Raw genomic sequence first — 24,698 nt, forward strand, 5'->3', positions numbered from 1 at the left:
TCAGCCAGAACAGTCCTTTGCGCATCGAAGTCCCCCGTGCCGAATCAACTCGGTGCGAGGGAATCAGAAACCGCTAATTAGGTACACACCCTAGTCCTTAAGCCCTTCTCATCAGCCTCAGCGAGGCCGCAAGGCGCAGACTGCGCTTGCCGGCGAGTGCGATGCCTTCGAGCTCACCGCTGTCCTCGTTGCAGGTCCCGGAGAAGCCGATCCCGACCTCATAGCCGCCGAACACGGGGTTCTCGCCTTTGGCCGGCGTGTGCTCCTGGTTGAGCATCTCTCCCTTCCAGCGGCCGTCTGCCGAAGAGTAAGAGCCGAGATAGTAGAAGAACGCATCGCCGCCGAGGATGCGGCCGTCGATCAGCAGCATGACGCCGGAGAGCCCAGCATCGACGCCGTCGAGCGCGCGCAGACCCATCCCGTAAAGCCCGTTGGCGATGCCGCCCTGCCCGATCGTGCCGCGTGGCGGCAGCGCCCCGTCATCGAGCCGCGTCAGGTTGGCCCAGAAACCGGCGCCCGGCATGGTGTCCGCGCCGCCCGTAAGACGGATCTGGTTGCCGTGCAGCCGGCCGCGTGCGCCGATCCTGGCGACGTCGGCGCCCATCAGCGGCTTGTAATGGGGATCCTCGTTATGCCGCTCGGTAATCACCTCGGCGACGATCTCGCCATCGCGCTCGACATAGGTGCCGAGATGCGCGAAGGCCGAATTGCCGCCCAGCATCTTGCCGTCATGCAGGCACATGATGCTGCGCCCGAACGCATCATTGACGCCGTATTCAACCTTGTAGAGTCCGTCCAGCAACGCAATGAACCCGCAAAATCGGAAAAGAATCGCGGGCTACCTAGCATTGCCGCCGCACCTCGGCCATCCGGCTTTTCCGCGCAGGGCCTTGCGGAACCTCCGCCGCCACGATGCCATCTTGCCCCTGATTTGCCCGACGGGTCAATCATTCATTTCGCTTAATCCGCAGGCGACGTTTTCGTTTGATCTGTTATTTCAAAGGCTTGGCTACTGTGCATGGGGTTGTTTTCGCGTTTTTTGCTTGCCGCGGGCTCATCAGGCGTCAGTGACGCTTGAAATACTGCACCTCGCGCTCGTGTTTCTCGGCGGCCGCACGGCTCCGGAAGGTCCCGAGGTTACGACGCTTGCCGGTCTTCGGATTCACCTTGCGTGAATAGAGGCGGTATTCGCCGGATGCCAGTTTGCGGATCATGATCGCGCTCCGTTGTGTCTTGAGATCAACGGCGTCCACGCGATTGAGGTTCCGTCGCGTGTGGCTCTGCTCAGAAGCACAGCGTGGTGACGAGCTTGCCCTGCTTGTCCTTGATCGCATAGGGGCAGCGCAGCCGCTCCAGCGCCTTCTTGGCGTCCTCGTCGCCGAGCGCTGTGGCGCGCTCGTAATAGGCCTTGGCGGCGTCCTTGTCCTTTGCGCCGCCGCGGCCGCCTTCCGCGAAGGCCCCCATTCGCTCCAGCGCGCCGGGATGGTTTTGCGCCGCCGCCTTCTCGAACAGCCCACGCGCCGCGACGTCGTCCTTCGCGCCGCCCGTGCCTTCGGAGAGCATCAGGCCGAGCTGGTACTGCGCCTCCGCATTGGTCTCGGCAGCCTTGCCGAGCAGCGCGCGCGCCTGCGCGGGATCGGCCGGCGCGGCGCCACCTGCGCCGCCGAGCGCAGCGAGGTTGCTGACGCCGCGGGGATTGCCTGATTGCGCCGCCTTCTCGAACAGTTTTCGCGCCTGCGCCTCGTCCTTGGCGATGCCGGAGCCGGTGCCATAGGCAACACCGAGCTCGACCATGGCGGCGCTTGATCCCTTGTCGGCGGCCTTGCGCCAGGCGGCGATCGCCTCCGCCGTCTGCCGGTTGGCGGCGTAGGCGCGGCCGAGCGCGAACATCGCACGGCGCGAGGACGGCGCGGCCTGCTTGCAGAACCTGATCGCCGTCGCGACGTCGGAGGCAGCGACCTCCGCGACGCCCCTCACGTCAGCCGGCTTGTCGGGGTCGCTGGGATCGGCCGCGACCCGGTCGCACAACACGAGATCGGCCGATTGCGCGCGCGCTGCCAAGGGCGCGGCGAGCACCAGGACGATGGCAAGGAGACAAGTCCGCATGGTCATCACGTTGCGTCCCCGCCCCGGCAAATTCAAGGCTCGAGTCCCGATTGGCGCAGGACGGGTACGACCTCGGGCGATGCCAGATAGCGCAGCAGCCGGTCCGCGGCGTCAGCATGCTTCGCCCCTGCCATGCGGCCGGCGGAGAACACCGCCGGTGTCTGCAGCTCGTGCGGGATCGGACCGACCACCTCGATGCCGCTAACCTGCTTCAGCTCGCTGATCTGCTGCACAGCGAGGTCGGCCTCGCCGCTGACGAGACGCTCTGCCGTAAACCCCTGCTCGACGATGGTGGCCTTGGCATTGATCTCGGCTGCGATCCCCATCCGCACGATCAGCTGGCCGAAGTAGACACCGCTCGCGCCCAGCCGCGAATAGGCGATGGACCGCGCTGCGAGCAGCGTCCTGCGCAGCGCCGCTTCGCTTCCGATATCGGGATGCGCCTGCCCTGCCCGCACGGCAATGCCGACATAGGAGCGCGCCAGGTCGGCCGCGCTCCCGGCGAGCACGCGGCCCTCCGCGATCACCTCGTCCAGCCCTTCGCGCGTGAGGATCACGAGATCGGCGGCCTCGCCGTCGCGCAGGCGCTTCAGCAAAGCGAGGGTCGGCGCGAAGTCGGCGTCGATACGGACGCCGGTTGCGGCCTCATACGCGGACGACAGGCTGCGCATCGCGCCCATCAGGCCGAGCGTCGAGAGCATGCGAAGGTTTTCCATGAGCGATTTCCGTCGCGATCAGGCGCGATGCATCAGCTTGAGCGCCGCGGTCAGGCGCAGGCTGCGCTTGCCGGCAAGCGCGGTCGCCTCCAGTACCGCCTCTTCCGCGTCGTAGCGGCCCGAGAAGCCGATACCGACCTCGTGGCCGCCGAAGATCGGGTCATCCTTGGCCGGCGTGTGCTCCTGGTTGAGAATCTGGCCCTTCCAGCGCCCGTTCGCGGCGGTGTAGCTGCCGAGATAGTAGAATGCCGCATCGCCGCCGAGGATGCGGCCCCGGTTCAGCAGCATCACGCCGGTAAGGCCGCCGTCGAGACCGTCGAGCATCCGCAGATGGATGGAGTAGAGACCGTCGGCGATGCCCCCTTCGCCGATGCCGCCGGCGATCGGCACCTCGTCTTCCGTGATCGGCGTCATCACCGATTGGAAGGGAATGCCGGGCAACTCCTTCAGTTCGCCCTTGAAGCGATAGAGATCGCCATCCGCCCAGCCCTTGGCGAGCAAGGTCGCATCATCGGTGCCCGCCATGGCGCGATAGTTCGGATCGGGGTTATGGCGGACGGTGCTGATCACGACGTCGACGCCGCTGTCGGTCTTCTCGTAGGTGCCGATATGGGCGAAGGCCGAATTGCCGCCGAGCATCTTGCCGTTGCCGGCATGCATCACGCTCCGGCCGACGGCGTCGCCGAGCTGAAATTTCACCTTGTAGAAGCCTTCAAACACCAGCCGTCCCCGGCCCTGCGCGCATCCTGCGGGCACTCTATCCCGCTTTGGGCCGACATGGACAGGCTTCACGCAACGCAACCCTGCTGCATCACGGGAATGGCTGTCATCAAGATGCTAAAAATCCGCCGGCGCCTTTCAGCTCCGGCGGATTGAAAGCCAACCCGGGCCAGCCCCCAGCCCGGGCCGGGAGGATCTTAGGCTGCGGCCTTCTTGTCGGCCGGCACGGAGGCGATCGTCTTCAGGATCTGCGAAGCGATCTGGTATGGGTCGCCTTGCGAATTCGGACGACGGTCTTCCAGATAGCCCTTGTAGCCGTTGTTGACGAAGGAGTGCGGCACGCGGATCGAAGCGCCGCGGTCGGCAACGCCGTAGCTGAACTTGTTCCACGGCGCGGTCTCGTGCTTGCCGGTCAGACGCTTGTCGTTGTCCGGGCCGTAGACGGCGATGTGGTCCATCAGGTTCTTGTCGAAGGCGGCCATCAGGGCCTCGAAATACTCCTTGCCGCCGACCGTGCGCATGTACTCGGTCGAGAAGTTGGCGTGCATGCCGGAGCCGTTCCAGTCGGTGTCGCCGAGCGGCTTGCAGTGGAATTCGATGTCGATGCCGTACTTTTCGGTGAGGCGCAGCATCAGATAGCGGGCCATCCACATCTGGTCAGCGGCGGTCTTGGAGCCCTTGCCGAAGATCTGGAATTCCCACTGGCCCTTGGCAACTTCCGCGTTGATGCCTTCATGGTTGATGCCGGCAGCGAGGCAAAGGTCGAGATGCTCTTCGACGATCTTGCGGGCGACGTCGCCGACGTTCGAGAAGCCGACGCCGGTGTAGTACGGGCCCTGCGGCGCCGGATAACCCGAGGTCGGGAAGCCGAGCGGACGGCCGTCCTTGTAGAAGAAGTATTCCTGCTCGAAGCCGAACCAGGCGCCGGCATCGTCGAGAATGGTGGCGCGCTTGTTGGAGGCGTGCGGGGTCTTGCCATCGGGCATCATGACTTCGCACATCACGAGCACGCCGTTGGTGCGCGCAGCGTCCGGGAAGACGGCGACCGGCTTCAGCACGCAATCGGAGCTGTGGCCTTCGGCCTGCTGGGTGGAGGAGCCATCGAAGCCCCAGAGCGGAAGCTGCTCGAGCGTCGGGAACGACGCGAATTCCTTGATCTGAGTTTTGCCGCGCAGGTTCGGAGTCGGCGTATATCCGTCGAGCCAGATGTACTCGAGCTTATACTTGGTCATTGAGCCTCTCTGTAGATGATGCGAAAGGTTGGGGGCCTGGCGGCCCCCGAACGTTTTGTACCCGGCCATCATCGGCCGGCCCCTTACAAGCATTTAACGTGCCAAAAGGCCGCAGCGCGCGAGGTTCTCCACCGCGCCTGTCCCCTGCCCGGTGTCCACGCGATGTCGACGGGTCGTGCGTCATAGCGGCGCACCATTGCGTGTAGCTGCACCGCAAAAATCCGGCGAAAAACGCCCGATTCTGAAGCAGGCCGGCCCGTGCCGAAGGTTGCCGATGAAACGCGCATCAACGTCCAGCAATTTTCGCAAAGCTCCACGCCCCTCCCTAGCAACCTTTGGAATGGCCCAGCCGTTAGCCACCGACACCATGCCTTAGGGGATGCAGCAGGCCACATGCCTACAAATTGGGCGGAAACTGATTTCGTTTTCAGCACTTTGCAATTCGGGACGCGCGGCCGATATGGGGATTCCAGTAACCACAATCGAACGAGTCGGGCGCACCATGGAGGCCAAGGCGCTTCGACCAAGGAGAAATCGCAATGATGAACAATGGTCTGAGTCACGGATCGGCAACGATCTACCAATTCCCGGTCGGGGGCCGCGCGGCTCTCGCGGGACGCCGCTATGGCGAGACCCGCCTTCCTGCCGATCACGCTTCGCCTCCTGCGAATGTCTCGATCTGCAGCGACAGCTGGTACCACCAAGAGGCGGTCGACGACGCCAAGCCGAAATGGGATCGCTGATGCCTATGGTTGGTTTGAAACCGCCGCGCTCTCGCAGGCGCCCGGCGGCAGCTCGAAAAGGGTCGAAACAGCGATGTTTCGGCCCTTTTTGATTCTCGGGTGAACCACGCCGTTCAGATCACCGCGCAGGCCGTCACCGGCCGCTTCAGATGCTTGACCGTGGTGGCCCCGGTCCTGCCGATGGTCAGCGTGACACCCGCGCCCGAATAGCGTTTTCCGGCGACCGACAGCCGCTTGGCGAGCGTGACCGGCTCGCCGTCGATCTGGAGAAAGGCCCGCTTGTCGACGTCATAAAATGCAACGATGAACTGCGTACCATCGGCGCAGCGATAGGTCTGGAACGTCTGCGCTTCAGTCTGCCGCGCACTGGTCATTCCAGCTGCCAGCATGGCGGTCGTCAAAAGAATGGCCTTGTGCCGGCCCATGATCGCCCCCTGTAATAGCTTTCAAGGACGCCCCTCGTGCGTCCAATGGAACCATAACCGAAGCCGATCCCATGTCAGATTCCCCCGCCCGTCACCTCGCCTTGCAAGGCGCCAGCAATTTTCGCGATCTCGGCGGCTACCCGACCATCGATGGCCGCACCACGCGCTGGCGGCACATCTTCCGCTCCAACCATCTCGGCCAACTCACCGCTGCCGATATCGAGATCGTCAGGGCGCTGGGGGTGCGGAGCGCTTTCGATTTCCGTGGGGTTGAGGAGCGCGCGGCCGGCGTCTGCGTCGTCAGCGAGATCACGGTGCATTCGCTGCCGATCGAGCCGAGCGTCGTGGCTGCGCTGCGTACCGAACTCGCAAGCGGCACGCTGACGGCACCGGTCGCGCTGGAGCTCATGCGCGAATCCTATCGCAACTACGTTCGCTACCACACGAACAGCTTTCGCAACCTGTTCGGCCATCTCCTCGAAGATCGCGCGCCGCTGGTGATTCACTGCACGGCGGGCAAGGACCGCACCGGCTTTGCCAGCGCGCTGATCCTGCATGCGCTCGGCGTACCGGATGAAATCATCGCCGAGGACTACCTGCTCACCAACCAGCATTACAAGCGCGATGCGACGGCCGCCTTCGACCTGCCGGAGGACGTTCGCAATGCCATCGGCAGCGTCGAAGCCTCGTACCTTGCCGCTGCATTCGAAGCCATCGGCAGTGAATATGGCGATCTCGAAACCTATCTGCGCGACGCCCTCAAGCTTGGCACGGCGGAGCGAGCCGCGCTGCAGGCGCGCTATCTGCAAGCATAGGCCGCAGCGCCCGGAGAGTGATGATGCAAGACAGGATCCTGATCGTGACAGGCGCACACGGCGCGCTCGGCAAGGCGGTTGCGGAGATCGCACGATCGCGCGGCGCGCGCGTGGCCGGCATCGATCACGCGCCATCGCAGATTCCCGCAAAGCCCGAGAGCATCGAGATCGGCGGCGTCGACCTCTCCGACGCGGCCCAGGCGAAGACGGCGGTTGACGCAGCGGCCAAGCATTTCGGCCGGCTCGATGCGCTGATCAATATCGCCGGCGGCTTCGCCTTCGAAACCGTGGGCGATGGCGACGTCAAGACCTGGCAGCGCATGTACGCGCTGAACGTGCTCACCGCGCTCAACACCTCGCGCGCGGCGCTGCCGCATCTCGCAGCGTCCAGGGCCGGCCGCATCGTCAATATCGGCGCCATGGGCGCGCTGCAGGCAGGCTCCGGCATGGGTCCCTATGCGGCCTCGAAAGCGGGTGTGCATCGGCTTACCGAGTCGCTGGCCAGCGAGTGGAAAGGCAAGGTCACGGTGAATGCCGTGCTGCCGTCGATCATCGACACCGCCGCCAACCGCGCCGATATGCCGAAGGCGGATTTCTCCAAATGGGTGACGCCACGGGAACTCGCCGAGGTCATCCTGTTCCTGGCCAGCGACGCGGCCAGCGGCATCACCGGCGCGCTGATCCCGGTCGGAGGACGGGTGTAAACGCGTTGCGTTCGGATCCTCCTGCGCGGGAGCTCTGATTCAATCGGACCCCAGAACGCTCTAGACTGCCCGCAACTGATTCTCCGACCGGACTTCCCCTTGGAAACTGCGCTGTACCTGCCCGTCAAACGCTTCCTCGAAGAGCTCGGCTTCACCGTGAAAGGCGAGATCGGCGGCTGTGATCTCGTGGGCCTCAGCGCCGGCGATCCGCCCGTGGTGGTGATTGGCGAACTCAAGCTCGCCTTCAATCTCGAGCTGATCCTCCAGGCGGTCGACCGCGCGCCGGCCGGCGACGAGGTCTGGATCGCGGCCAAGATGTCGATCCGGGGCAAGGGGCGCGAGAGCGACGCGCGCTATCGCAATCTCTGCCGCCGTCTCGGCTTCGGCATGCTCGGCGTGACCGACCGCGGCCAGGTCGAGGTGCTGGTGAAGCCGCCGACCGCAGCGCCCCGCCGCGAGCCGAAAGTGCGGTCGCGCCTCGTTGCCGAACACCAGCGCCGCCAGGGCGATCCCGTGCTCGGCGGCAGCACGCGCGCCCCGATCATGACGGCCTATCGGCAGCAGGCTCTGGCCTGCGCCTCAGCGCTCGCCGACGGGCCGCGGCCCGTGCGCGAATTGCGCGAGCGCTGCCCTGACGCCGGCAAGATCTTGCTTAACAATGTGTATGGCTGGTTCGAACGGGCCGACCGGGGAATCTACGGGCTCACCGAGGCCGGGCATGCCGCCCTGAAGCGCTGGCCGCAACAACGGATCGAGATCGATGCCGGTGTCGCGTCACCGCCCTGACACCCGACCGGTGCATAGCTGAGATGCCATACCAATTGCATATTGCAATGCAACATTTGGGGCACTAGGTATCCCGGCATCAAAACGAGGCCGTTATGAGCGCAGACTGGAATACCAAATATGGCACGCGGCGCGTCCGCCACGATCCGCCCACCCTGGACGAGGCGATCTTCGCCGCCATCGGCATTACCGACGATCACGAGCAGCAGGCCGAGATCGCCGCAGCCTTGATGGGGATGCCGCTCGATGTCGTGCAGGCCGAAGTGAAGAAGCAGGCGCGCACCAACAGCCGCATCACCGCCACCCGCGTGATCGCCGGCGAACAGGGCGCACAGCGCTCCGTGGTGGTCGAACGCCGCGTCGTCCGCCGTTTCGGCAACGACAAGCGCACCGGCACCTGAACGTTCATTTCGCGCCCCCAGAATACGAAAGCGGACCGGCCACGCCGGTCCGCTTTTTGATTCAGTCCGCTATTTGAGGTCAGGCGGCGCGATTGTCGTACATGCTGGAGATGATCTTCCAGCAGGTCGAGTTGAGGCTAAGCAAAGCGCGGCCGGCCCTGAACGGCGAGGCCGCGAGATCCGCAAGTTCAGCCTCAGGCGTCTTGGCGAGGTCGATAGTGCCAGTCGATTCGCCGTGGCGGAAAGCCAGATGCGCGCCGAACTTCCTGGCGAGCGCCCGCATGGCGTGATTCTCGGCGCCCGTGGTGATGCGCAGGCTCTTATAGCCTTTCCAGCGCGCTTCAGCGATCAGGCGGCTGAACAAGACCGTGCCGACACCCTGGCGGCGCGCGGAGGCTTCCACACTGAAGGCAACTTCAGGCAGCGAACCATCTTCGGGCGGATGCAGCTCGGCCGCACCACGGACCACGCCGTCGACGATATAGGCGACGATCACGGTGCCGTCCTCGGCGCAGCGGGCGGCGTAACGCTCGATAAATGAGTCGTCGAGAAAGCCGTTGAAACGGTCGTGCCGGCTTCCGGCATCGAGTCTGAGCAGATGATCGCGCAGGAGCGGCAATTCTTCCTGCTGGCTCAAGGTCCGCACATAGCCCGGAACGGACGGCGCGCGAACGGTGTCTTCAAGTACCACGTCAAAACTCCTCTTGGTGTCCCTCGAGGAGGCGTTCGAATCCCTAGGCCCCCTATATTGTGCATCGCACCATTCTTTTCAAGGAGGGAACCTGCCTAACTTAGCGGCATCGGGAACAACTAATTCGTTAACAAAATCAAGGCGCCGTAGTCTTACAGAACCAGCTGAGTCTGGGTCACCACCGCCACTAGCTTGCCATCCTCGGTTTCCAGCCGCGTGGTCCAGACCTGGGTCTTTCGGCCCCGATGGACCGGGGTCGCCGTGGCGATCACCGTTGTTCCCTCCTTGGCCCCGCCGATGAAATTGGTCTTGCTCTCCAGCGTGGTCGTGCCCTTGGCGTCTTCAGGCAGATTGATCACGGTCGCGGCCGCACCGACGGAATCGGCCAGTGCCATCACCGCGCCGCCATGGATAGTGTGGTGCAGCGTGCAGAGATCGGGGCGGACCATCATCCGCGCCACCACGCGGTCCTTCCCGGCCTCGACGAACTCGACGCCCTTGAGCTCGGCGAACGGCATCTTCATCGCTTTAAGTTTCTCGAGCGGCGTCATCAAAAGTCCTCCCAATCGATTGTTGTCCCAGCGTGAATTGCTTCGGGCGGCAAAGCAATGACGTCGGAGGTAATGGCGGCCGTGACATCGCCGCGGCATTTGCGCATATGAAACGCCATGCGCCACTTCCCGCCCCGCCGCATCATCTGCCTGACCGAAGAGACGGTCGAAACGCTCTACCTGCTTGGCGAGCAGGACCGCATCGTCGGCGTCTCCGGCTACGCGGTGCGTCCGCCACAGGTGCGGCGCGAGAAGCCACGGGTGTCAGCCTTTGTCTCCGCGGACATCCCGAAAATCCTGACGCTGGAACCGGACCTCGTGCTGGCCTTCTCCGATCTCCAGGCCGGCATCGTCGCCGATCTAGTCCGCGCAGGCATCGACGTCCACGTCTTCAACCAGCGCGACATCGCCGGGATCTTGGCGATGATCCGGACGCTCGGTGCGCTGGTCGGCGCGACGGAACGCGCAGCGGAACTTGCGCAAGGTCTTGAGCGGCGCTTGGCCGCGATTGCCGCGACACCCCGCCCCTCGCCGCGGCCGAGAGTTTATTTCGAGGAATGGGATGACCCGCTGATCTCCGGGATCGGCTGGGTGTCCGAGTTGATCGAGATCGCCGGTGGTGAGGATGTGTTTCCGGAGCTGCGCCATCGGCAGGCCGCGAAGGATCGCATCGTCTCGGCGGAGGCAGTACGCAAGACCGCGCCCGATGTCATTCTCGCATCATGGTGCGGCAAGAAGGTCGTGCCGGCCCGCATCAAGCAGCGTGAGGGTTGGAGTGAAATTCCGGCCGTCCGCGACAACCGCATCGTCGAGATCAAGTCGCCGATCATCCTCCAGCCTGGACCGGCCGCACTCACGGATGGCCTTGATGCGATCGTGACGACGTTGTGGGGAAAGGACTCGAAACTGCCTACCCCGTCATCTTGAGGTGCGAGGCATGGGACGCTTCGCGCCGCCAGGCTCGCGCCTCAGGGTGACGGTGATCGAAGGCGGCATGGATTTTCACGTCACCGCATTCACCACCTGATATTCCGGCCGCCGCCAGATCTCGCCCGCGATCACCTCCTCGATGATCGCGGCCGCCCGCACGATCTCGCTCTCGCCAATGTACAGCGGCGTAATCCCGAACCGCATGATGTCAGGCGCGCGGAAGTCGCCGATGACGCCGCGGGCGATCAGGGCTTGCATCGCTGCGTAGCCGCCATCGAAGGCGAAGGAAACTTGCGAGCCGCGGCGTTCATGGGCGAGCGGGGTAACGAGCTTGAGCTGCGGACAACGGCGTTCGACCTCCGCAATGAGGCGATCACCGAGCGCCAACGAATGCGCACGGACCTCTGCCATTTCGACGCGATCCCAGATGTCGAGCGAGGCCTCCAGCGCCGCCATTGCCAGCACCGGCGGTGTCCCGACGCGCATACGCTCGACGCCACCTGCGGCCGCATAGCCAAGCTCGAATGCGAACGGCTTTGCGTGGCCCATCCAACCCGACAGCGCGGCGCGCGCGCTGTCGGCATGGCGCGGGGCGACGTAGAGGAACGCTGGCGCGCCGGGGCCGGCGTTGAGATATTTGTAGGTGCACCCCGCCGCGAAATCGGCGCCGCAGCCGGCAAGATCGACCGGCAGCGCGCCGGCGGAATGCGCGAGATCCCAGACCGTGACGATGCCGAGCGCATGCGCCTTTGCGGTGAGCTTCGCCATGTCGTGACGCCGGCCGGTGCGGTAATCGACCTCTGTGATGTAGAGCACCGCGATCTCGTCCGAGAGTGCGGCGTCGATCTCCTCCGGCGCCACCAGACGCAATTGATGGCCGCGCCCGAGCGTGGCGATCAGGCCTTCGGCCATGTAGAGGTCGGTCGGGAAATTGCCGGTGTCGGACAGGACGACCTTGCGGGACGCGTTCATGTCGAGCGCAGCAGCCAGCGCCTGATAGACCTTGAGTGACAACGTATCACCCACCATCACCGAGCCGGCTTCCGCGCCGATCAGTCGCGCGATGCGATCGCCGACGTGGCGCGGCTGGGCGTACCAGCCGGCGGTGTTCCAGGCCCGGATCAACTCATTGCCCCACTCGGTCGTGATGACGCGGTTGACGCGCTCGGCCACGCCCGCCGGCAGCGCGCCGAGCGAATTGCCGTCGAGATAGATCACGCCGTCAGGCAGATGGAACAGCGCTTTGGTGTCGTCATAGACGCGATATCTGGTCATAGACATTTCTTTGGGCATTTCTACAGAATGGTGCGGACGCGCCAGAGTTCGGGGAATAGTTCGACCTCCAGCATGCGCTTGAGATAGCTGACGCCCCCAGTGCCGCCGGTGCCGCGCTTGAAGCCGATGACGCGCTCGACCGTCGTCACGTGGTTGAAGCGCCAGCGGCGGAAGTAATCCTCGAAATCGACCAGCTTCTCAGCCAGCTCGTAGAGCATCCAATGCGTCTCCGGCGCCTCGTAGACGACGCGCCACGCCTGCAGCACGCCTTCGTTGAAGCTGTGGGTCTCGCGAACATCGCGCGCGAGCACCGCCGCCGGCATCTTCAGCCCGTTGCGGTCGGCGAGCCTGAGCACTTCGTCATAGAGGCTTGGGGTCGCAAGCTCGGCTTCCAGCAGTTTCGTCGTCTCCACGTCGTGCGCGTGCGGCTTGAGCATGGCGTGGTTGCGGTTACCGAGCAGGAATTCGATCAGCCGGTATTGGCGCGACTGGAAACCGGAGGACTGTCCGAGCTGCGAGCGGAAGCGCGTATACTCGCTCGGCGTCATCGTGCGCAGAACGTCCCAGGCGTTGTTGAGCTGCTCAAAGATCCGCGACATCCGCGCCAGCATCTTCATGGCGGGCTGCACCTCGTCTCCGGCGATGGCACGGCGTGCGGCGCTCAGTTCGTGGATGGCCAGGCGCATCCACAGCTCCGTGGTCTGATGTTGGATGATGAACAGCATCTCGTCATGCGCTTCCGACAGCGGATGCTGCGCGCCCAGGATCGCATCCAGCGCCAGGTAGTCGCCGTACGACATCCGCCGGGCGAAATCGGTCTCGGCGCCTTCTCTCGTGGGATCGTAATCGCTGGACGTCATGGACAGGCCCTTTCGATCGATCTTCCCCGGCTTTGCTCAGTCGAGGCCGATCAGGCGCGCGGTGATCGGCGATGACGGATCCTTCAGTCCGTCGATCACGGTAAAATGGTTCAGTCCGGGATCGACGACGAGGCGGGTCGGCACGTCGAAGCCGGTCCAGACATTGGCCATCAGATCGGACTGGCGGATGAATTCCGGCCGCTCGCTGCCGCCGACCCAGGCGGTGACGGGTGAATGCCCGCGTGGCAGATGCAGGGCCGCGCTTTCGAGCGTCGCCTCCTCCATCGTCATGCGCAGCGTCTCGTTCATCTTCGTCTTGAGCAGCGGACGCAAATCATGCAGGCCGCTGATCGAGAGCGTGCCGGCGATGCGGTTATAGACAACGGGCTCCAGCCGGCTGTCGTCGCACAGCATGCGCGTGACGAGATGGCCGCCAGCGGAGTGGCCGGCGAGCCGGATCGGCCCGGGGACGAGCGAGGCCGCCTTGGCGATCGCCGCAGCGATCTCGGCGGTGATGTCGCAGATCCGTGCGGCCGGCGTCAGCGTGTAGCTCGGCAACGCCACCGCCCAGCCATGGTGGCGCGCGCCTTCGGCGAGATCGGTCCAGGTCGATTTGTCGAAGCGCATCCAGTAGCCGCCGTGGACAAAGACGACGAGGCCCTTGCTGTCGCCGTCGGGCAGGATCAGGTCGAGGCGCTGACGCTCGCCGACCCCATAGGCGATGTCGGCGCGAAAGTTCTTCAGCCCGGCGCGGTAAGCCGCCGCGCGCTCCGCCCATTGTCCAGGCGTCTTGTCCGAGCCGGGGATATGGGCCGAATTGGCGTAAGCATCATCCCAATCGCGCATTGTCGCTCCCACGGACTCGTCCACAAACCGGACGCCAGTCTGCCACCGGGAGGCCCGGCAGCCTAGTCTTTCTTTTAAGCTTAAAGGATTTGAGAGTCAGTGTTTCGGGCAGATCGCGCTCCAGCCGAGACGCCGTAGGGTGGGCAAAGCGGAGCGTGCCCACGATCTTTATCATGTCGGGGAAAACTGGTGGGCACGGCGCAAGTGCGCCTTTGCCCACCCTACGAGATCTCGTTCGCTACCCCTTCTCCACCCCGCACCATTCCGCGATGAACAACGCCATCGCCTTGGTGGTCTTCTTCAGCGACTCCAGCTCGACATATTCGTTGAAGCCGTGCATCTCGCCGCCGCTGGCGCCAAAGCACAGGCTGGGGATGCCGTGGTTGAGGCCATAAAATCGGGTGTCGGTGAGCGCGGTGAAGACCAGATCCTCAGGCGTGCCGCCGTAGACTTTGCCGAACGCCTTGCCGAACGCGGCTTCCGGTGCCGCCGCGTCGGTCAGCTCATAGCCCTCCGACAGGAAGCCCGACCATTCAATCTCCGGCGGATTGTTGGCGAGGAAGCGGTGGTTGCGCGCGGCAGCGGCGACGCAGGCCGTGATCTCCTTCTGGTGATCGGCAATCGACCAGCCCGGCAGCACCGCGATCCGGCAATCGACATCGCACCAGGCCGGCACGCTGGAGGCCCAATCACCACCCTTGATGATGCCGGGGTTGAAGTTGATGGGATGGTTCAGCGTCTTGAAGTGCCTGTCAGCCTTGGCCCGCTCGTTCCACTCGATCTCGAGCTTTTGCAGCGCCTGGATCAAATGATAGGCGGCCATGATCGCGTTCGCGCCGGAGCCGGCAAAGGCGACATGGGTCGGGTGTCCCTTCACCCGCAGGCGAAACCAGATCACGCCGACCTGCGAGCGCACCATCTTGCCGCCGGTCGGCTCCGGAATGAAGCAGGCGTCCGCGCGATAGCCGCGCTGCAGCGTCGACAGCGCACCAACGCCGGTGCTCTCCTCCTCGATCACCGACTGGAAATGGATCCGCGCCGTCGGCTTGAGACCGGCGGCCTTGATCGCATCGAGCGCATAGAGCGCACCGATGGTGCCCGACTTCATGTCGCAGGCTCCGCGGCCAAACATCTTGCCGTCCTTGATGACGGGCGAGAACGGCGGCGTGTCCCACAGTTCCAGGGGGCCGGCGGGCACCACGTCGCAGTGGCCCTGCAGGATCAACGATTTGCCGCCATTCGTTTGCGGACGGTAGGTGCCCACCACCGAACGCGCCTTGGAGAAGTCATGCTCGATCGGACCGAAGCCGCGCAGATCCTTGAGGTCGTCGACATCGATGTGCCAGTCGTCGACCTCGTAGCCGCGCGCGCGCAGGAGGTCGCCGATCATGTCCTGGCACGGCCCCTCCGCCCCGCGGGTCGAAGGGATTGCGACAAAATCGCGTGTGGTGGCGAGCTGGGCCTCGAAGCTGGCATCGACGGCGTCAAGAATCCTCTGCTGCGTTTCGGCATTCATCAGGCAACTCCCGGCATTCCAATGGTTCCCAAGGAGCGCGCAAGCTAGCCGATTTCAGCCGTTCGGGTACTCCACAAAATAAGCATCCCGCAATGCATCTTCGAGCAGGCGGCCTTCCGAATAGCCATTCAGCGTCGCAGGCCGGCTGACGCCGTCGAGCAGGCGCGGGCATGGCTCCGGCGCGCCGAGCACGGTGCGCACCGGGATGCGCTCGGCATAGATCGGCAACGCATAGTCCTCGTCGTCGTCAGCAACACCCTTGGCGCGGACCTTGGCCGAGGCTTCCTCGATCTCCATCGCAATGAAAGACGTCGCCTTGATCTCCTGCGTATTACTGGCCCGCAGGCTCGCCGTGCGGTCCGGAAAGAAGCGGTCGACCATCGCGATCACCGCACGCTCCTTCTCCTCGGGGTCGGTGACGAGATAGGCGGTGCCGAACGCCATCACCGCACGGTAATCGGCGGAGTGATTGAAGCCGCAGCGCGCCAGCACGAGGCTGTCGAGATGGGCGACCGTGAGACACACGCGCTCGCCTTTGGTCTGGCTGCGCAGCATCCGGCTCGCGCTCGATCCGTGCCAGTACAGCTTGGTGCCCTCGCGCCAGAAGAACGTCGGTGTGCAATAGGGCTGGCCGTCGATCACGTAGGAGACGTGGCACAGCATCGAGGAATCCAGGATGCGATGAACCGTGGCGTGGTCGTAGAAGCCGCGGTCGTGCCGGCGCTTCACCTGGTTGCGCACTGAGGTCGGATAGGAATTCGAGGTCTCGGTCTGGCTCACGGCCGCTCCTGCTCGGATTGGAAGAAATCTGGAAGCAGTTGTAGCGGCGCATTTGGTCTGCGATAGTTCCAATTCCATGCGAAATATTCCGACCAATTCTCTCCCCGCACCGGCCAAGCCTTCCTTGCCGACAAAGGCCGAACTGCCGCTCGACCTCACCGGACCGCATGTCACGCCAGGCGCCTCCGCCGCACACCGGCTCTACCAGGCGCTGTGCGAGATGATCGTCTCCGGCCTCGTCAAGCCCGGCGAGCCGCTGCCGCCGTCGCGCACGCTGGCCAAGCAGACCGGCTTTCGGCGCAACGCTGTCGTCATCGCCTATGAGCGCCTGATCACCGACGGCTTCGCCGAGGCGACCGTCGGCTCCGGAACGTTCGTCGCCGCGCGCATTCCTGCGCGCACGGCCGAGCCGAACAAGCCGAAGGTCATTGTCGAAACGCCGGGGCAAGGCGCGTTCGCGCTCGGCTGCACCCATATCGACGAGCGGGCGCTGCAGCGCTTCCGCGCCTTCGTCGGCCGCCGCATGCGCGCATTTGGGCCCGAGCACCTGCACTATGGCGATCCCCGCGGCAGCCGCGAGCTGCGCGCGGCAATCGCCGATCACCTGTTGTCGGCGCGAGGCCTGCGCTGCGACCCCGATCAGATCATGCTCACATCAGGCACGCTGCATGCGCTGCGCATCGTGCTGAGCGCGATCCTGAAGCCGAACGACCAGGTCTGGTGCGAGGACCCTGGTTACCCCGTCGCGCGAAAAACCATCGCGCATTGCGGCTATCGCGCCGTGCCGGTTCCGGTCGACGAGCACGGGATGCAGGTCGCCAAGGGACGCTCTGCCGGCCCCAACGCGCGCGCGGCCTATGTCACGCCGTCGCACCAGTTTCCGCTGGGCGTGCAGATGTCGATGCCGCGGCGGCTCGAGCTTCTTGACTGGGCCAAGCAGGCCGGCGCTTTCGTGCTGGAGGACGATTACGACAGCGAGTTTCGCTATGACGGCGCACCGCTGATGTCGCTCGCCGGCATCGATCGCCTCCAGCGCGTGATCTACCTCGGCACGTTCGCCAAGACGCTGTTTCCCGGCCTGCGCATCGGCTATTGCGCCCTGCCCGAACGTCTGATCGAGGACGTGACGGCTGCGCGCGCGGCGCTCGACCGATTCCCCGGCACGCTGATGGAAGGCGCGGTGGCCGACATGCTCAATTCGGGCGCCTTCGCCGCAAACCTCAAGCGCGTGCGAAAACTCTATCGCGACGCCCGCGATGCGCTGGCCGAAACGCTGGAAACCGCATCCGATGGCGCGCTGTTGGTACCGGTGCCATCGCAAGGCCTGCATCTCGTCGCCCGGTTCGATCCCTCGGTCGACCTGGCGGTGGCAGCGCGGGCCAAGCAGGCGGCCGGCGCGGAAGGCTGGCTATTGGCCGACACCTATTCGCGCGCGCCCCCTCTGCCCGGCTTCGTGCTGGGATTTTCCGGCCATGCGGTTCCACAGCTCGTCGCCTCCGCCGAACGGCTCGCGCGGAAATCGCGCGCCGCGCTGCGCACGAGGAACAGATCGGCCCGGCGGCCCTGACAAAGGTTCACTATCAGAATCGCGAGCCCGTCCTTACATTGCGGTATCAATGCCGGGATCTTTCACCATGCTTTTCCGCCGTGCAGCTTGCCTCTCGCTCCTGATCTCCGCCGCGCTCGTGACGACGGCGCACGCCGTCACGGTCGGACGCGAGCAGGACATTACCGATCTGAAGCTGGGCCAGCGCGTGCAGGTGGATGACGGAACCTGTCCCGCCGGACAGGTCAAGGAAGTCCGCGGAACAAAGATGACCGACAAGGGCGTCGCGCGCACCGCCGCCTGCGTGCCGCGCTACGGTCCGAAGACGAAATAGTTACTGCTTGGCCGGATCGAACATGCACTGCAAGGTCGGCTTGGCGATCTTGGTGAAGGTCGGGCCGATCTCACCCTGCTTGGACGCCGGCACCCAGTCGGTCTCGATGGTGGGCACGCCGGTCTCGCTGATGCCGCGCAACAGCGCTTCGCGCAGATCGCGGTCCTCGACGGCGGCTGCGGCATGATCGTGCAGGCAGCCGCAGACTTCCTCGGGATGTTCCCACCGGCCGAGCATCCGCGGCGCACATTGGCGCACGAACTCAGTGCGGGGATCCGGTAACCTTGATGGCGCACGCACCTGCGCCTGGGCGGCATTGATCGTCAGAACGGACACGAAGGCAGCGGCGCAAAATCGAACGATCATGATGGCCTTTATCGGCTGATTTTCCCTGTTATCGATTAGAAGCGCGCGGCAACCACGATCGGCTGCGACGTCGTGGGGGTGATCGGCGAGCCGCTGTACTGGAAGGTGCCGACACCGGGGAGATTGCCGTCCGGCGCGCCCGCGAACGAAGAGCCGGCGATCACGAAACCGAAGGCAAGGATGAAGCTCAGCGCGCGCATGGTCTTGTCTCCGAATTCGTGGCCGGCGGTGCGCCGTTCGTCGTTGTGAAGCTGATAACCATGGGCGGTTTCGCGCGTGATGCGCCAAAAGCGCAAAATGGTTTCATCTTGCGTGAGAATTGTTTCGTCCGATCCGGGACGACGACACAATTCTCCAAAAAGACCAATCATTTCAGGTAGGTCTCGCCGCAGCTCAAAGTCGCCTGCCAAGTTCCGTTTGCGATGCGCGAACACACCGGGCGCTGCCGCCGTCATGCTCCCGCCTCACCCGCTTCACACGCATTTTACGTTTTTCTGCTGAATGGAGCGGCAAACGAGGGCTGGGTCGAACCGAGGTCACATCGGCTGCGACCCAAGCCATCGAAGCCAGGACGCCCGGATCACCGGGCGCGTTCACTTGAGGGATGGCCATTATGGCGGCGCAAGATCGCGCAATGCCGCGCGAGGCGGACCAACGGACGGACCGCGGAGATCAACAGTCGAATCGCGTCGCCGCAGCCGGCGCAATGTCGTTGCAGTCTGGCCGCGGCTTTGAAGCCGCGCCACAAGCGCTCGTGCGGCTGACCGGCTCGCACCTTGTCAAACCGCGGGCCAGTCGCGCTGAGTGAAACGCTGACGCGTCACTGAGTGAACGCAAGCGCGTCACTGCGTGAAGAACTCGCCGCACTTCTGGACATTTGCGTCCGCCGGTCCCCACGGCATGATCGGCACGGTCGAGGTCGAGTTCTTCGGCGAGCCCTCGATCAGCCTGTCCGAATAGACCATGTAGACCAGCACGTTGCGCTTGGTGTCACAGCCGCGCACGATCTGCATCTTCTTGAAGAACAGCGAGCGGCGCTGGCGAAACATGTCGTCGCCCTGCTCCATCTTGCTCTTGAACTTGATCGGGCCGACCTGGCGGCACGCCAGTGAGATATCCGAGACCTCCTCGGCAAGGCCCAGCCAGCCCTTGAAGCCGCCCTTTTCCGGCACGGTGAAATGACAGGCGACGCCCTCGACTTCGGGATCGTCGAGACCATAGGTCGCAAGCTTGTCGTTCGGGCTCATCCATTTGAACACGGTGGACCGGCGAAAGATCAGATCGGGCTCGTCGGCGGCCGAAGCGGACGCCGCCGGCACGACCAGGGCCAGGAGGAAGAAAGCAAAGCCTTTCAAGTGGATGCTGGAAAGACCGAGGAAACGAGATGACATGAAGTTCTCCGGTAACAAGTCGCCACAATGTAGGCATGTGGCAGCCGCTCAGGAAGACGACGGACAGACGGGCGCGGCCGCCGTTTACCGCTCCGTGAGGCTTTTTTGCTACGGCTTGGACAAATGTAGCTGATGGCAGAACCGCCTTGCTGGTGAACGCGTATTCCCTCTGCGAGACTAACGTCTGATTTGGATTATGGATTCGAGGATGAACAGCGTGAACGGGTCGGGTTTTTCTGCCAAGCCGGCGCGACTGTGGCAGGTCGCCATTTTGACGGCGGCGGGTGTGATCGGCGCGACCAGCCAGGCAGACGCAGCATATTATTATTGGACGGATTATTCCGACGGGTCCTATTACGCCCGGCCCGACCGGCGTCCCGAAATACCGCGCCAGAAGCCGCAGAAGCGCGGCGCTGCCGTCAAGAAGGAAGCTGTCGCCGGGAAGGAAGCCGGGACCAAGCCACAAGGGCCGCTGGTCATCGTCGTCTCGATCGACCGGCAGAAGGTCACGGTCTACGACACCAACGGCGTGTTCGCGGAATCTCCGGTGTCGACAGGCATGAAGGGACATTCGACGCCGATGGGTGTGTTCAGCGTCATCCAGAAGCACAAATTCCACCACTCCAACATCTATAGCGGCGCGCCGATGCCGTACATGCAGCGGATCACCTGGTCCGGCGTTGCCATGCATGCCGGCGTGCTGCCGGGCTATCCGGCTTCGCATGGCTGCATCCGGATGCCGATGGCGTTCGCGGTGAAGATGTGGAACTGGACCAGGATGGGCGCGCGCGTCATCGTCGCGCCCGGCGAGATGACGCCGCATAGCTTCTCCCATCCCCTGCTCGCCTCCGTGCGCATGCCGCCGCAGCCTGCGGCCAGCCTCGAGCCGCAGACCAATATCGGCGACAAGGCCGACAAGGGCGCCGCGCTGACCAAAGCCGCCGAGACCAAAACTGCCAGCGCCGACAGCGTGCTCGAGCTGCGCACGTCCGTCGGACACGTCGTGATGTCGGATGTGACCACGGGCAATGCGTCAGCCCGCGAGGAAGCCGCCGTGCCGGCCGACAAGACCAAGACGGCCGAGGCACCTCAATCGGAGGAAGCCGCCAAGCCGGCTAGCGACGACAAGCCGGCTGCCGACAAGGTCGAAGCTATCAAGACCGAGCCGGCCAAGACGGAAGCCGCGGACTCCGCGAAGACACCCGATGCGCCGGCCAGTGCAGCTGCGCTCGCCGCCTCGCCCGACGCGAAGAAGGATGACGGCCGCGTTGCCGAACCGGCGCCGGCCGCCAAGCCGGAAGCGCCCAAGCGGGCCGGCCAGATCGCCGTCTTCATCAGCCGCAAGGATTCCAAGCTCTACGTGCGGCAGAATTTTGCGCCGCTGTTCGAGGTCCCAGTCACGATCGCCACGAGCGACCGTCCGCTCGGCACGCACATCTTCACCGCCGAGCTCGACAAGACCGATTCCAATGCGCTGCGTTGGTCGGTGGTGTCGCTGCCGGTCTCCGCCCGTTCCGCGGCCCGCGAGGACGACAGCCGCCTCACGCGCCGCAAGGGTGGCGCTGCGGTGATCCCCGTCGCCGCCAAGCCTGTGCCTGCCAAGCCCGTGGTCACGCCGGACAGCCCGGCCGCGGCCCTCGACCGCATCTCGATCCCCGCCGACACCATGGCGAAGATCAACGAGATGCTGACATCAGGCGGCTCGATCATCATCTCGGACCAGGGCCTCAACCAGGGCGAGACCGGCGAAGGCACCGATTTCATCGTCCGCCTGTACTGACCTGTTTCACGGCGCCCCGATAACGCGGTGTTGACGAGGCAGGTCGCACCGGCAGAGTAACATGCGGCCCGGATCATTTCGGGGGACGCCGTCATGATGAATCGCAGAACCATGCTCACCGCGGCGCTTGCAGGCATGCTCGCGCCGGCAACACGCGCGCTCGCCGATGGCGGCATGAGCCGGATCTCGGCCTATGCCTTCTCCTTCCCCGCTTTGTCCGGTGACGACATCCGCCTTGCCGCTTTCACCGGCAAGCCACTGCTGGTGGTCAACACCGCCTCGCTCTGTGGCTACACGCCGCAATATGCCGGCCTGCAGGAGATATGGAACGAGTTTCGCGCGCGCGGGCTCACCGTGATCGGCGTGCCCTCCAACGATTTCGGCGGCCAGGAGCCGGGCGGCACTAGCGAGATCACGGAGACCGCGCACCACCAATATGGTGTTACCTTCCCGGTCGCGGCCAAGGCGAACGTCGTCGGCGCGAAGGCGCATCCCTTCTACAAATGGGCCGCCGACGCACGGCCGCGGGAAGTTCCGCGCTGGAACTTCCACAAATACCTGATCGGCCGCGACGGTTATATCGCCGAGGTCTTTCCGTCCACGGTCGAACCCGCTGACACGCGGATCAAGACGGCCATTGCCAGGACGCTGGCCGACAGTTGACGCGGGGCGCCCCAATCCGGCTGGGCACAATTGTGGCGGGATGCCAAACAGCCGTTGCAATGGCGATGGCCCACCATCTAGGCTAGGATCGTTTGGGGCAGGATGGGTTTTGCTCGCGGCGAAAAAGCCGCGGCGGAACAACGGGATCAATCTCGAGGACAACACCATGCGTGTGGCGGCAGGACTGATTTTGGCAAGCGCAATGTCGGTTGCGATGACCGGCGCAGCATGGTCGCAGACCCCGGCCGCAAAGCCCGCGGCTGCGACGCAAGCCGCACCCACGGCGACGCCGGCCGCGGCCGCGCCTGCTGCGGCTCCGCCAGCAGCTCCCGCGGCAGCCGCCGCGCCGGCAGGCTTCGTCAATCCGCCTCCGCCCAAGCAGGCGCCGCAGCCGGCCCGCGCGGCCTGCAACACGCCGGGCGCGCTCGGTGTCGCCCGCACCGTCGAGATCGATACCACGGGCGGTCCCGGCTTCGGCTTCGAGCACTTCAAGGACCTCGACTTCCTGCGCGACAAGGAGGTGGTGCTGACCTTCGACGATGGCCCCTGGCCGAAGAACACGCCCGCCGTGCTGAAGGCGCTCGCCGACGAATGCACCACCGGCATCTTCTTCTCGATCGGCAAGCACGCGACCTATGAGCCGGAGATCCTGAAGCAGGTCTACAACGCCGGCCACACCGTCGGCACCCACACCTGGTCACACGCCAATCTCAACAACAAGAAGCTCACCGAAGCGCAGCGCAAGGAAGAGATCGAGAAGGGCCTGTCCGCGGTGAAGTGGGCGCTCGGCGGCATCTCGCCCTCGCCGTTCTTCCGCTTCCCGGCGCTTCAGCATCCGCCGGAGATGGTCACCTATCTCGGCAACCGCAACACCGCGATCTTCTCCTGCGATATCGACTCCTTCGACTTCAAGGCTTCAAAGCCCGAGAAGGTGGTCGAGACCGTGATGAAGAAGCTCGACACCAAGGGCAAGGGCATCATTCTGATGCACGACTTCCAGAAGCACACCGCGGAAGCCCTGCCCGAGCTGCTCAAGCGCCTGAAGGCCGGCGGCTACAAGGTGGTGGCGATGCGCGCCAAATTCCCGGCCTCGTCGCTGCCCGAATACGACCAGGAGCTGCTCAAGGACGCCAAGCTGCCGACGGTGAGCCAGCGCCCGGTCAATTCCGTGGTGACGACCGTTTCCGAATAGACGGCCATTGTCTTTCCGTATCGAAGGCTACGTCATCGTCTCAGCGGACGGCATGCTCGCCGACGCCGGCCACGTCATGCCCGACAGCCTGAAGTTCGACGGCGACAAGCTGTTCTTCGAGCAGGCGCTCGATCGCGCCGCGCTGATCGTGCATGGCCGCCACTCGCATGAGCAGCAGCCGAACTCGCCGAAGCGCAAGCGGCTGATCCTGACCCGCAAGATCAAGGCGCTCACCGTCGATCCGGAGATGCCGAACGCGACGCTGTGGAATCCGGAACAGGCGAGCTTCGAGGAGGCCTGTGCCTTTGCCGATGTCGCCTCCGGCATGGTCGCCATCATCGGCGGCCCAGCCGTGTTCGAGATGTTCATGGGCCGCTACGATACGTTCTGGCTGTCGGAAGCCCCGCATGTGCGCCTGCCCGGCGGCGAAGGCTGTTTCGTCGGCGTGCCGGCACGGACGCCGCAGCAGGTGCTGGCGTCGCACGGCCTGAAGCCGGGCACACCGTATCTGCTCGATGCGGCGCATGACGTGAACGTGACACCCTGGCGCCGAACGTAGGCCCTCAGACGTCCCCGTACGCCGCTTCGGCCGGACGCGTGGTGCGGCCGTATCCCATGATCATGAGCAAGGCGCCGATGATCGAGAGATTCTTCAGCGCGTCGACCACCATCTTCGCGTTGTCGGGCGGCGCCTGGTTCCAGAAATCGTCGAACAGCACGGTCGCGACCGCGACGTAGATGATCAGCAGCATCGCGAAGAACCGCGCGCCGAAATTCAGTGCGATCATCAGCCCCGCGATGATCTCGAGCGCGCCAACGGCGATCGCCAGCAGCTGCGGCGTGGTCATGGCGGTGGCCGTCTCCACCTGCTTGGCGTAGGGCGCGACGATGTCGGGCACCACGACCTTGGTGGCGATGAAGTCGGCGGTCGCCTGAATGGCAAAGAGCTTGGTCGCGCCCGTGTAGATGAACAGCACGGCGAACAGGATTCGCCCGAAAGTCACGAACGCTGGCATGATCGGCCTCTTGGCAAAGCGCTAAGCACGGAACGCGTGAGGATTATGAAGAGTCGCGCGCCGCTTTACAAACGGGGAAATGGCGAACTGAAAGTAATTCAAGATTTGCGGCCTCTTCCCTTCTCCCCTTGTGGGCCTGTTGCGTTATCGGCTTTTGAGGTTGAGGACAGCAGGAGAAGGGCCGTGGTTACGGCAATTGCTAGCCAAGTCTGTAGTGGTCGCCCTCGGCGGGCGGTTCAGGCCGCGATCGTGGCCCACCGCCTCATGTTGAAGGCGATCGAGGCGAGCAGGACCTGCCCGCTTGCCTTCATCA

30 protein-coding genes are annotated in these 24,698 nt (G+C 64.5%); 12 read left to right on the forward strand and 18 right to left on the reverse strand.

The window, feature by feature from the left end:
- Positions 1-97: 97 nt before the first annotated feature.
- The 6 genes from GGD61_RS38275 to GGD61_RS38300 all read right to left on the reverse strand — a co-directional run bounded on the left by GGD61_RS38275 (position 98) and on the right by GGD61_RS38300 (position 4,774).
- Positions 98-802, reverse strand: a complete 705-nt coding sequence (locus tag GGD61_RS38275; RefSeq protein WP_092263027.1) for a hypothetical protein — start codon at positions 800-802, stop codon at positions 98-100.
- 262 nt (positions 803-1,064) lie between these two features.
- Positions 1,065-1,214, reverse strand: coding sequence for a hypothetical protein (locus GGD61_RS38280; protein WP_007591825.1), 150 nt, complete (start codon positions 1,212-1,214; stop codon positions 1,065-1,067).
- Between the two features lie 70 nt (positions 1,215-1,284).
- A complete protein-coding gene (locus GGD61_RS38285) occupies positions 1,285-2,106 on the reverse strand; it encodes a tetratricopeptide repeat protein (RefSeq protein WP_177237533.1) in 822 nt (273 codons plus the stop codon).
- Positions 2,107-2,138: 32 nt separating this feature from the next.
- Positions 2,139-2,822, reverse strand: coding sequence for a substrate-binding domain-containing protein (locus GGD61_RS38290; RefSeq protein WP_092263022.1), 684 nt, complete (start codon positions 2,820-2,822; stop codon positions 2,139-2,141).
- Positions 2,823-2,840: 18 nt separating this feature from the next.
- Positions 2,841-3,542, reverse strand: coding sequence for a GrlR family regulatory protein (locus GGD61_RS38295; protein WP_092263019.1), 702 nt, complete (start codon positions 3,540-3,542; stop codon positions 2,841-2,843).
- A gap of 197 nt (positions 3,543-3,739) precedes the next feature.
- Positions 3,740-4,774 carry a glutamine synthetase beta-grasp domain-containing protein gene (locus GGD61_RS38300; RefSeq protein ID WP_018317482.1) on the reverse strand — a complete coding sequence of 345 codons (1,035 nt, stop codon included), beginning with the start codon at positions 4,772-4,774 and terminating at the stop codon, positions 3,740-3,742.
- A gap of 539 nt (positions 4,775-5,313) precedes the next feature.
- Here GGD61_RS38300 and GGD61_RS38305 point away from each other — a divergent pair.
- The gene (locus GGD61_RS38305; RefSeq protein ID WP_183232323.1) at positions 5,314-5,517 is read left to right on the forward strand and encodes a DUF2735 domain-containing protein; all 204 of its coding nucleotides are present in this window, start codon (positions 5,314-5,316) and stop codon (positions 5,515-5,517) included.
- Positions 5,518-5,630: 113 nt separating this feature from the next.
- On the opposite strand, the gene GGD61_RS38310 is transcribed toward GGD61_RS38305, so the two are convergent.
- The gene (locus GGD61_RS38310) at positions 5,631-5,942 is read right to left on the reverse strand and encodes an MliC family protein (RefSeq protein WP_183232324.1); all 312 of its coding nucleotides are present in this window, start codon (positions 5,940-5,942) and stop codon (positions 5,631-5,633) included.
- A gap of 71 nt (positions 5,943-6,013) precedes the next feature.
- On the opposite strand from GGD61_RS38310, the gene GGD61_RS38315 reads away from it, so the two are divergent.
- The 4 genes from GGD61_RS38315 (at position 6,014) to GGD61_RS38330 (ending at position 8,648) form a co-directional block, all read left to right on the forward strand.
- A complete protein-coding gene (locus GGD61_RS38315) occupies positions 6,014-6,757 on the forward strand; it encodes a tyrosine-protein phosphatase (protein WP_183232325.1) in 744 nt (247 codons plus the stop codon).
- Positions 6,758-6,780: 23 nt separating this feature from the next.
- Positions 6,781-7,461, forward strand: coding sequence for an SDR family oxidoreductase (locus tag GGD61_RS38320; protein WP_183232331.1), 681 nt, complete (start codon positions 6,781-6,783; stop codon positions 7,459-7,461).
- A 99-nt stretch (positions 7,462-7,560) separates the two neighbouring features.
- Positions 7,561-8,247 carry a DUF2161 domain-containing phosphodiesterase gene (locus GGD61_RS38325; RefSeq protein WP_104463135.1) on the forward strand — a complete coding sequence of 229 codons (687 nt, stop codon included), beginning with the start codon at positions 7,561-7,563 and terminating at the stop codon, positions 8,245-8,247.
- A 95-nt stretch (positions 8,248-8,342) separates the two neighbouring features.
- A complete protein-coding gene (locus tag GGD61_RS38330) occupies positions 8,343-8,648 on the forward strand; it encodes a hypothetical protein (RefSeq protein WP_018317488.1) in 306 nt (101 codons plus the stop codon).
- A gap of 79 nt (positions 8,649-8,727) precedes the next feature.
- On the opposite strand, the gene GGD61_RS38335 is transcribed toward GGD61_RS38330, so the two are convergent.
- A complete protein-coding gene (locus GGD61_RS38335) occupies positions 8,728-9,339 on the reverse strand; it encodes a GNAT family N-acetyltransferase (protein ID WP_018317489.1) in 612 nt (203 codons plus the stop codon).
- Between the two features lie 152 nt (positions 9,340-9,491).
- A complete protein-coding gene (locus GGD61_RS38340) occupies positions 9,492-9,890 on the reverse strand; it encodes a PaaI family thioesterase (RefSeq protein ID WP_026201860.1) in 399 nt (132 codons plus the stop codon).
- Positions 9,891-10,007: 117 nt separating this feature from the next.
- Here GGD61_RS38340 and GGD61_RS38345 point away from each other — a divergent pair, with 117 nt between their 5' ends.
- Positions 10,008-10,817, forward strand: coding sequence for a cobalamin-binding protein (locus GGD61_RS38345; protein WP_183232326.1), 810 nt, complete (start codon positions 10,008-10,010; stop codon positions 10,815-10,817).
- Positions 10,818-10,892: 75 nt separating this feature from the next.
- Here the strand turns inward: GGD61_RS38345 and kynU are convergent, their stop codons facing one another.
- From kynU to GGD61_RS38370, 5 genes are all read right to left on the reverse strand, one after another.
- Positions 10,893-12,095: a kynureninase gene (kynU, locus tag GGD61_RS38350; RefSeq protein ID WP_183232327.1), complete on the reverse strand. Its 1,203-nt coding sequence runs from the start codon at positions 12,093-12,095 to the stop codon at positions 10,893-10,895.
- A gap of 20 nt (positions 12,096-12,115) precedes the next feature.
- Complete coding sequence (kynA, locus tag GGD61_RS38355; RefSeq protein WP_018317492.1) at positions 12,116-12,955, reverse strand: tryptophan 2,3-dioxygenase; 840 nt, start codon at positions 12,953-12,955, stop codon at positions 12,116-12,118.
- Positions 12,956-12,991: 36 nt separating this feature from the next.
- On the reverse strand, positions 12,992-13,801 hold the full coding sequence (locus GGD61_RS38360; protein ID WP_183232328.1) for an alpha/beta hydrolase: 810 nt from the start codon (positions 13,799-13,801) through the stop codon (positions 12,992-12,994).
- A 238-nt stretch (positions 13,802-14,039) separates the two neighbouring features.
- Positions 14,040-15,317, reverse strand: a complete 1,278-nt coding sequence (locus GGD61_RS38365) for an ArgE/DapE family deacylase (RefSeq protein WP_183232329.1) — start codon at positions 15,315-15,317, stop codon at positions 14,040-14,042.
- Positions 15,318-15,371: 54 nt separating this feature from the next.
- A complete protein-coding gene (locus GGD61_RS38370) occupies positions 15,372-16,097 on the reverse strand; it encodes a pyridoxamine 5'-phosphate oxidase family protein (RefSeq protein ID WP_028144959.1) in 726 nt (241 codons plus the stop codon).
- A gap of 76 nt (positions 16,098-16,173) precedes the next feature.
- On the opposite strand from GGD61_RS38370, the gene GGD61_RS38375 reads away from it, so the two are divergent.
- Together GGD61_RS38375 and GGD61_RS38380 are read left to right on the forward strand one after the other, a co-directional pair.
- Positions 16,174-17,664, forward strand: coding sequence for a PLP-dependent aminotransferase family protein (locus tag GGD61_RS38375; RefSeq protein WP_092262997.1), 1,491 nt, complete (start codon positions 16,174-16,176; stop codon positions 17,662-17,664).
- A 67-nt stretch (positions 17,665-17,731) separates the two neighbouring features.
- Complete coding sequence (locus GGD61_RS38380; RefSeq protein WP_018317497.1) at positions 17,732-17,977, forward strand: DUF6719 family protein; 246 nt, start codon at positions 17,732-17,734, stop codon at positions 17,975-17,977.
- On the opposite strand, the gene GGD61_RS38385 is transcribed toward GGD61_RS38380, so the two are convergent.
- From GGD61_RS38385 to GGD61_RS38395, 3 genes are all read right to left on the reverse strand, one after another.
- The gene (locus GGD61_RS38385) at positions 17,978-18,343 is read right to left on the reverse strand and encodes a hypothetical protein (RefSeq protein ID WP_018317498.1); all 366 of its coding nucleotides are present in this window, start codon (positions 18,341-18,343) and stop codon (positions 17,978-17,980) included.
- A 35-nt stretch (positions 18,344-18,378) separates the two neighbouring features.
- Complete coding sequence (locus GGD61_RS38390) at positions 18,379-18,798, reverse strand: hypothetical protein (RefSeq protein WP_143109182.1); 420 nt, start codon at positions 18,796-18,798, stop codon at positions 18,379-18,381.
- Positions 18,799-19,185: 387 nt separating this feature from the next.
- The gene (locus tag GGD61_RS38395; RefSeq protein WP_092262992.1) at positions 19,186-19,734 is read right to left on the reverse strand and encodes a CreA family protein; all 549 of its coding nucleotides are present in this window, start codon (positions 19,732-19,734) and stop codon (positions 19,186-19,188) included.
- Positions 19,735-19,942: 208 nt separating this feature from the next.
- Between GGD61_RS38395 and GGD61_RS38400 the strand changes: the two genes are divergently transcribed.
- From GGD61_RS38400 to GGD61_RS38415, 4 genes are all read left to right on the forward strand, one after another.
- Positions 19,943-21,514: a L,D-transpeptidase gene (locus tag GGD61_RS38400; protein WP_177237531.1), complete on the forward strand. Its 1,572-nt coding sequence runs from the start codon at positions 19,943-19,945 to the stop codon at positions 21,512-21,514.
- Positions 21,515-21,607: 93 nt separating this feature from the next.
- Entirely contained in the window at positions 21,608-22,177 is a 570-nt protein-coding gene (locus tag GGD61_RS38405) for a glutathione peroxidase (protein WP_092262987.1), read from the forward strand.
- Positions 22,178-22,343: 166 nt separating this feature from the next.
- Positions 22,344-23,369 (forward strand): polysaccharide deacetylase family protein, encoded by a 1,026-nt coding sequence (locus GGD61_RS38410; RefSeq protein WP_092263031.1) that lies wholly within the window; start codon positions 22,344-22,346, stop codon positions 23,367-23,369.
- A 7-nt stretch (positions 23,370-23,376) separates the two neighbouring features.
- Positions 23,377-23,928, forward strand: coding sequence for a dihydrofolate reductase (locus tag GGD61_RS38415; protein WP_177237530.1), 552 nt, complete (start codon positions 23,377-23,379; stop codon positions 23,926-23,928).
- A gap of 4 nt (positions 23,929-23,932) precedes the next feature.
- Here GGD61_RS38415 and GGD61_RS38420 read toward each other — a convergent pair whose 3' ends face one another.
- Positions 23,933-24,385: a DoxX family protein gene (locus GGD61_RS38420; RefSeq protein ID WP_183232330.1), complete on the reverse strand. Its 453-nt coding sequence runs from the start codon at positions 24,383-24,385 to the stop codon at positions 23,933-23,935.
- Positions 24,386-24,698: the final 313 nt, after the last annotated feature.

Origin of the sequence: Bradyrhizobium sp. SBR1B, assembly GCF_014198205.1 — a bacterium.
In the GTDB taxonomy this organism is placed as follows: domain Bacteria; phylum Pseudomonadota; class Alphaproteobacteria; order Rhizobiales; family Xanthobacteraceae; genus Bradyrhizobium.

What these genes read in the sequence shown, in the direction of transcription:
- GGD61_RS38280 (WP_007591825.1), bottom strand. Translation starts at nt 1,214, where the DNA reads ATGATCCGCAAACTGGCATCCGGCGAATACCGCCTCTATTCACGCAAG.
- GGD61_RS38285 (WP_177237533.1), bottom strand. Translation starts at nt 2,106, where the DNA reads ATGCGGACTTGTCTCCTTGCCATCGTCCTGGTGCTCGCCGCGCCCTTG.
- GGD61_RS38290 (WP_092263022.1), bottom strand. Translation starts at nt 2,822, where the DNA reads ATGGAAAACCTTCGCATGCTCTCGACGCTCGGCCTGATGGGCGCGATG.
- GGD61_RS38300 (WP_018317482.1), bottom strand. Translation starts at nt 4,774, where the DNA reads ATGACCAAGTATAAGCTCGAGTACATCTGGCTCGACGGATATACGCCG.
- GGD61_RS38305 (WP_183232323.1), top strand. Translation starts at nt 5,314, where the DNA reads ATGATGAACAATGGTCTGAGTCACGGATCGGCAACGATCTACCAATTC.
- GGD61_RS38310 (WP_183232324.1), bottom strand. Translation starts at nt 5,942, where the DNA reads ATGGGCCGGCACAAGGCCATTCTTTTGACGACCGCCATGCTGGCAGCT.
- GGD61_RS38315 (WP_183232325.1), top strand. Translation starts at nt 6,014, where the DNA reads ATGTCAGATTCCCCCGCCCGTCACCTCGCCTTGCAAGGCGCCAGCAAT.
- GGD61_RS38320 (WP_183232331.1), top strand. Translation starts at nt 6,781, where the DNA reads ATGCAAGACAGGATCCTGATCGTGACAGGCGCACACGGCGCGCTCGGC.
- GGD61_RS38330 (WP_018317488.1), top strand. Translation starts at nt 8,343, where the DNA reads ATGAGCGCAGACTGGAATACCAAATATGGCACGCGGCGCGTCCGCCAC.
- GGD61_RS38340 (WP_026201860.1), bottom strand. Translation starts at nt 9,890, where the DNA reads ATGACGCCGCTCGAGAAACTTAAAGCGATGAAGATGCCGTTCGCCGAG.
- GGD61_RS38345 (WP_183232326.1), top strand. Translation starts at nt 10,008, where the DNA reads ATGCGCCACTTCCCGCCCCGCCGCATCATCTGCCTGACCGAAGAGACG.
- kynU (WP_183232327.1), bottom strand. Translation starts at nt 12,095, where the DNA reads ATGACCAGATATCGCGTCTATGACGACACCAAAGCGCTGTTCCATCTG.
- kynA (WP_018317492.1), bottom strand. Translation starts at nt 12,955, where the DNA reads ATGACGTCCAGCGATTACGATCCCACGAGAGAAGGCGCCGAGACCGAT.
- GGD61_RS38360 (WP_183232328.1), bottom strand. Translation starts at nt 13,801, where the DNA reads ATGCGCGATTGGGATGATGCTTACGCCAATTCGGCCCATATCCCCGGC.
- GGD61_RS38365 (WP_183232329.1), bottom strand. Translation starts at nt 15,317, where the DNA reads ATGAATGCCGAAACGCAGCAGAGGATTCTTGACGCCGTCGATGCCAGC.
- GGD61_RS38375 (WP_092262997.1), top strand. Translation starts at nt 16,174, where the DNA reads ATGCGAAATATTCCGACCAATTCTCTCCCCGCACCGGCCAAGCCTTCC.
- GGD61_RS38380 (WP_018317497.1), top strand. Translation starts at nt 17,732, where the DNA reads ATGCTTTTCCGCCGTGCAGCTTGCCTCTCGCTCCTGATCTCCGCCGCG.
- GGD61_RS38385 (WP_018317498.1), bottom strand. Translation starts at nt 18,343, where the DNA reads ATGATCGTTCGATTTTGCGCCGCTGCCTTCGTGTCCGTTCTGACGATC.
- GGD61_RS38390 (WP_143109182.1), bottom strand. Translation starts at nt 18,798, where the DNA reads ATGACGGCGGCAGCGCCCGGTGTGTTCGCGCATCGCAAACGGAACTTG.
- GGD61_RS38395 (WP_092262992.1), bottom strand. Translation starts at nt 19,734, where the DNA reads ATGTCATCTCGTTTCCTCGGTCTTTCCAGCATCCACTTGAAAGGCTTT.
- GGD61_RS38400 (WP_177237531.1), top strand. Translation starts at nt 19,943, where the DNA reads ATGAACAGCGTGAACGGGTCGGGTTTTTCTGCCAAGCCGGCGCGACTG.
- GGD61_RS38405 (WP_092262987.1), top strand. Translation starts at nt 21,608, where the DNA reads ATGATGAATCGCAGAACCATGCTCACCGCGGCGCTTGCAGGCATGCTC.
- GGD61_RS38410 (WP_092263031.1), top strand. Translation starts at nt 22,344, where the DNA reads ATGCGTGTGGCGGCAGGACTGATTTTGGCAAGCGCAATGTCGGTTGCG.
- GGD61_RS38420 (WP_183232330.1), bottom strand. Translation starts at nt 24,385, where the DNA reads ATGCCAGCGTTCGTGACTTTCGGGCGAATCCTGTTCGCCGTGCTGTTC.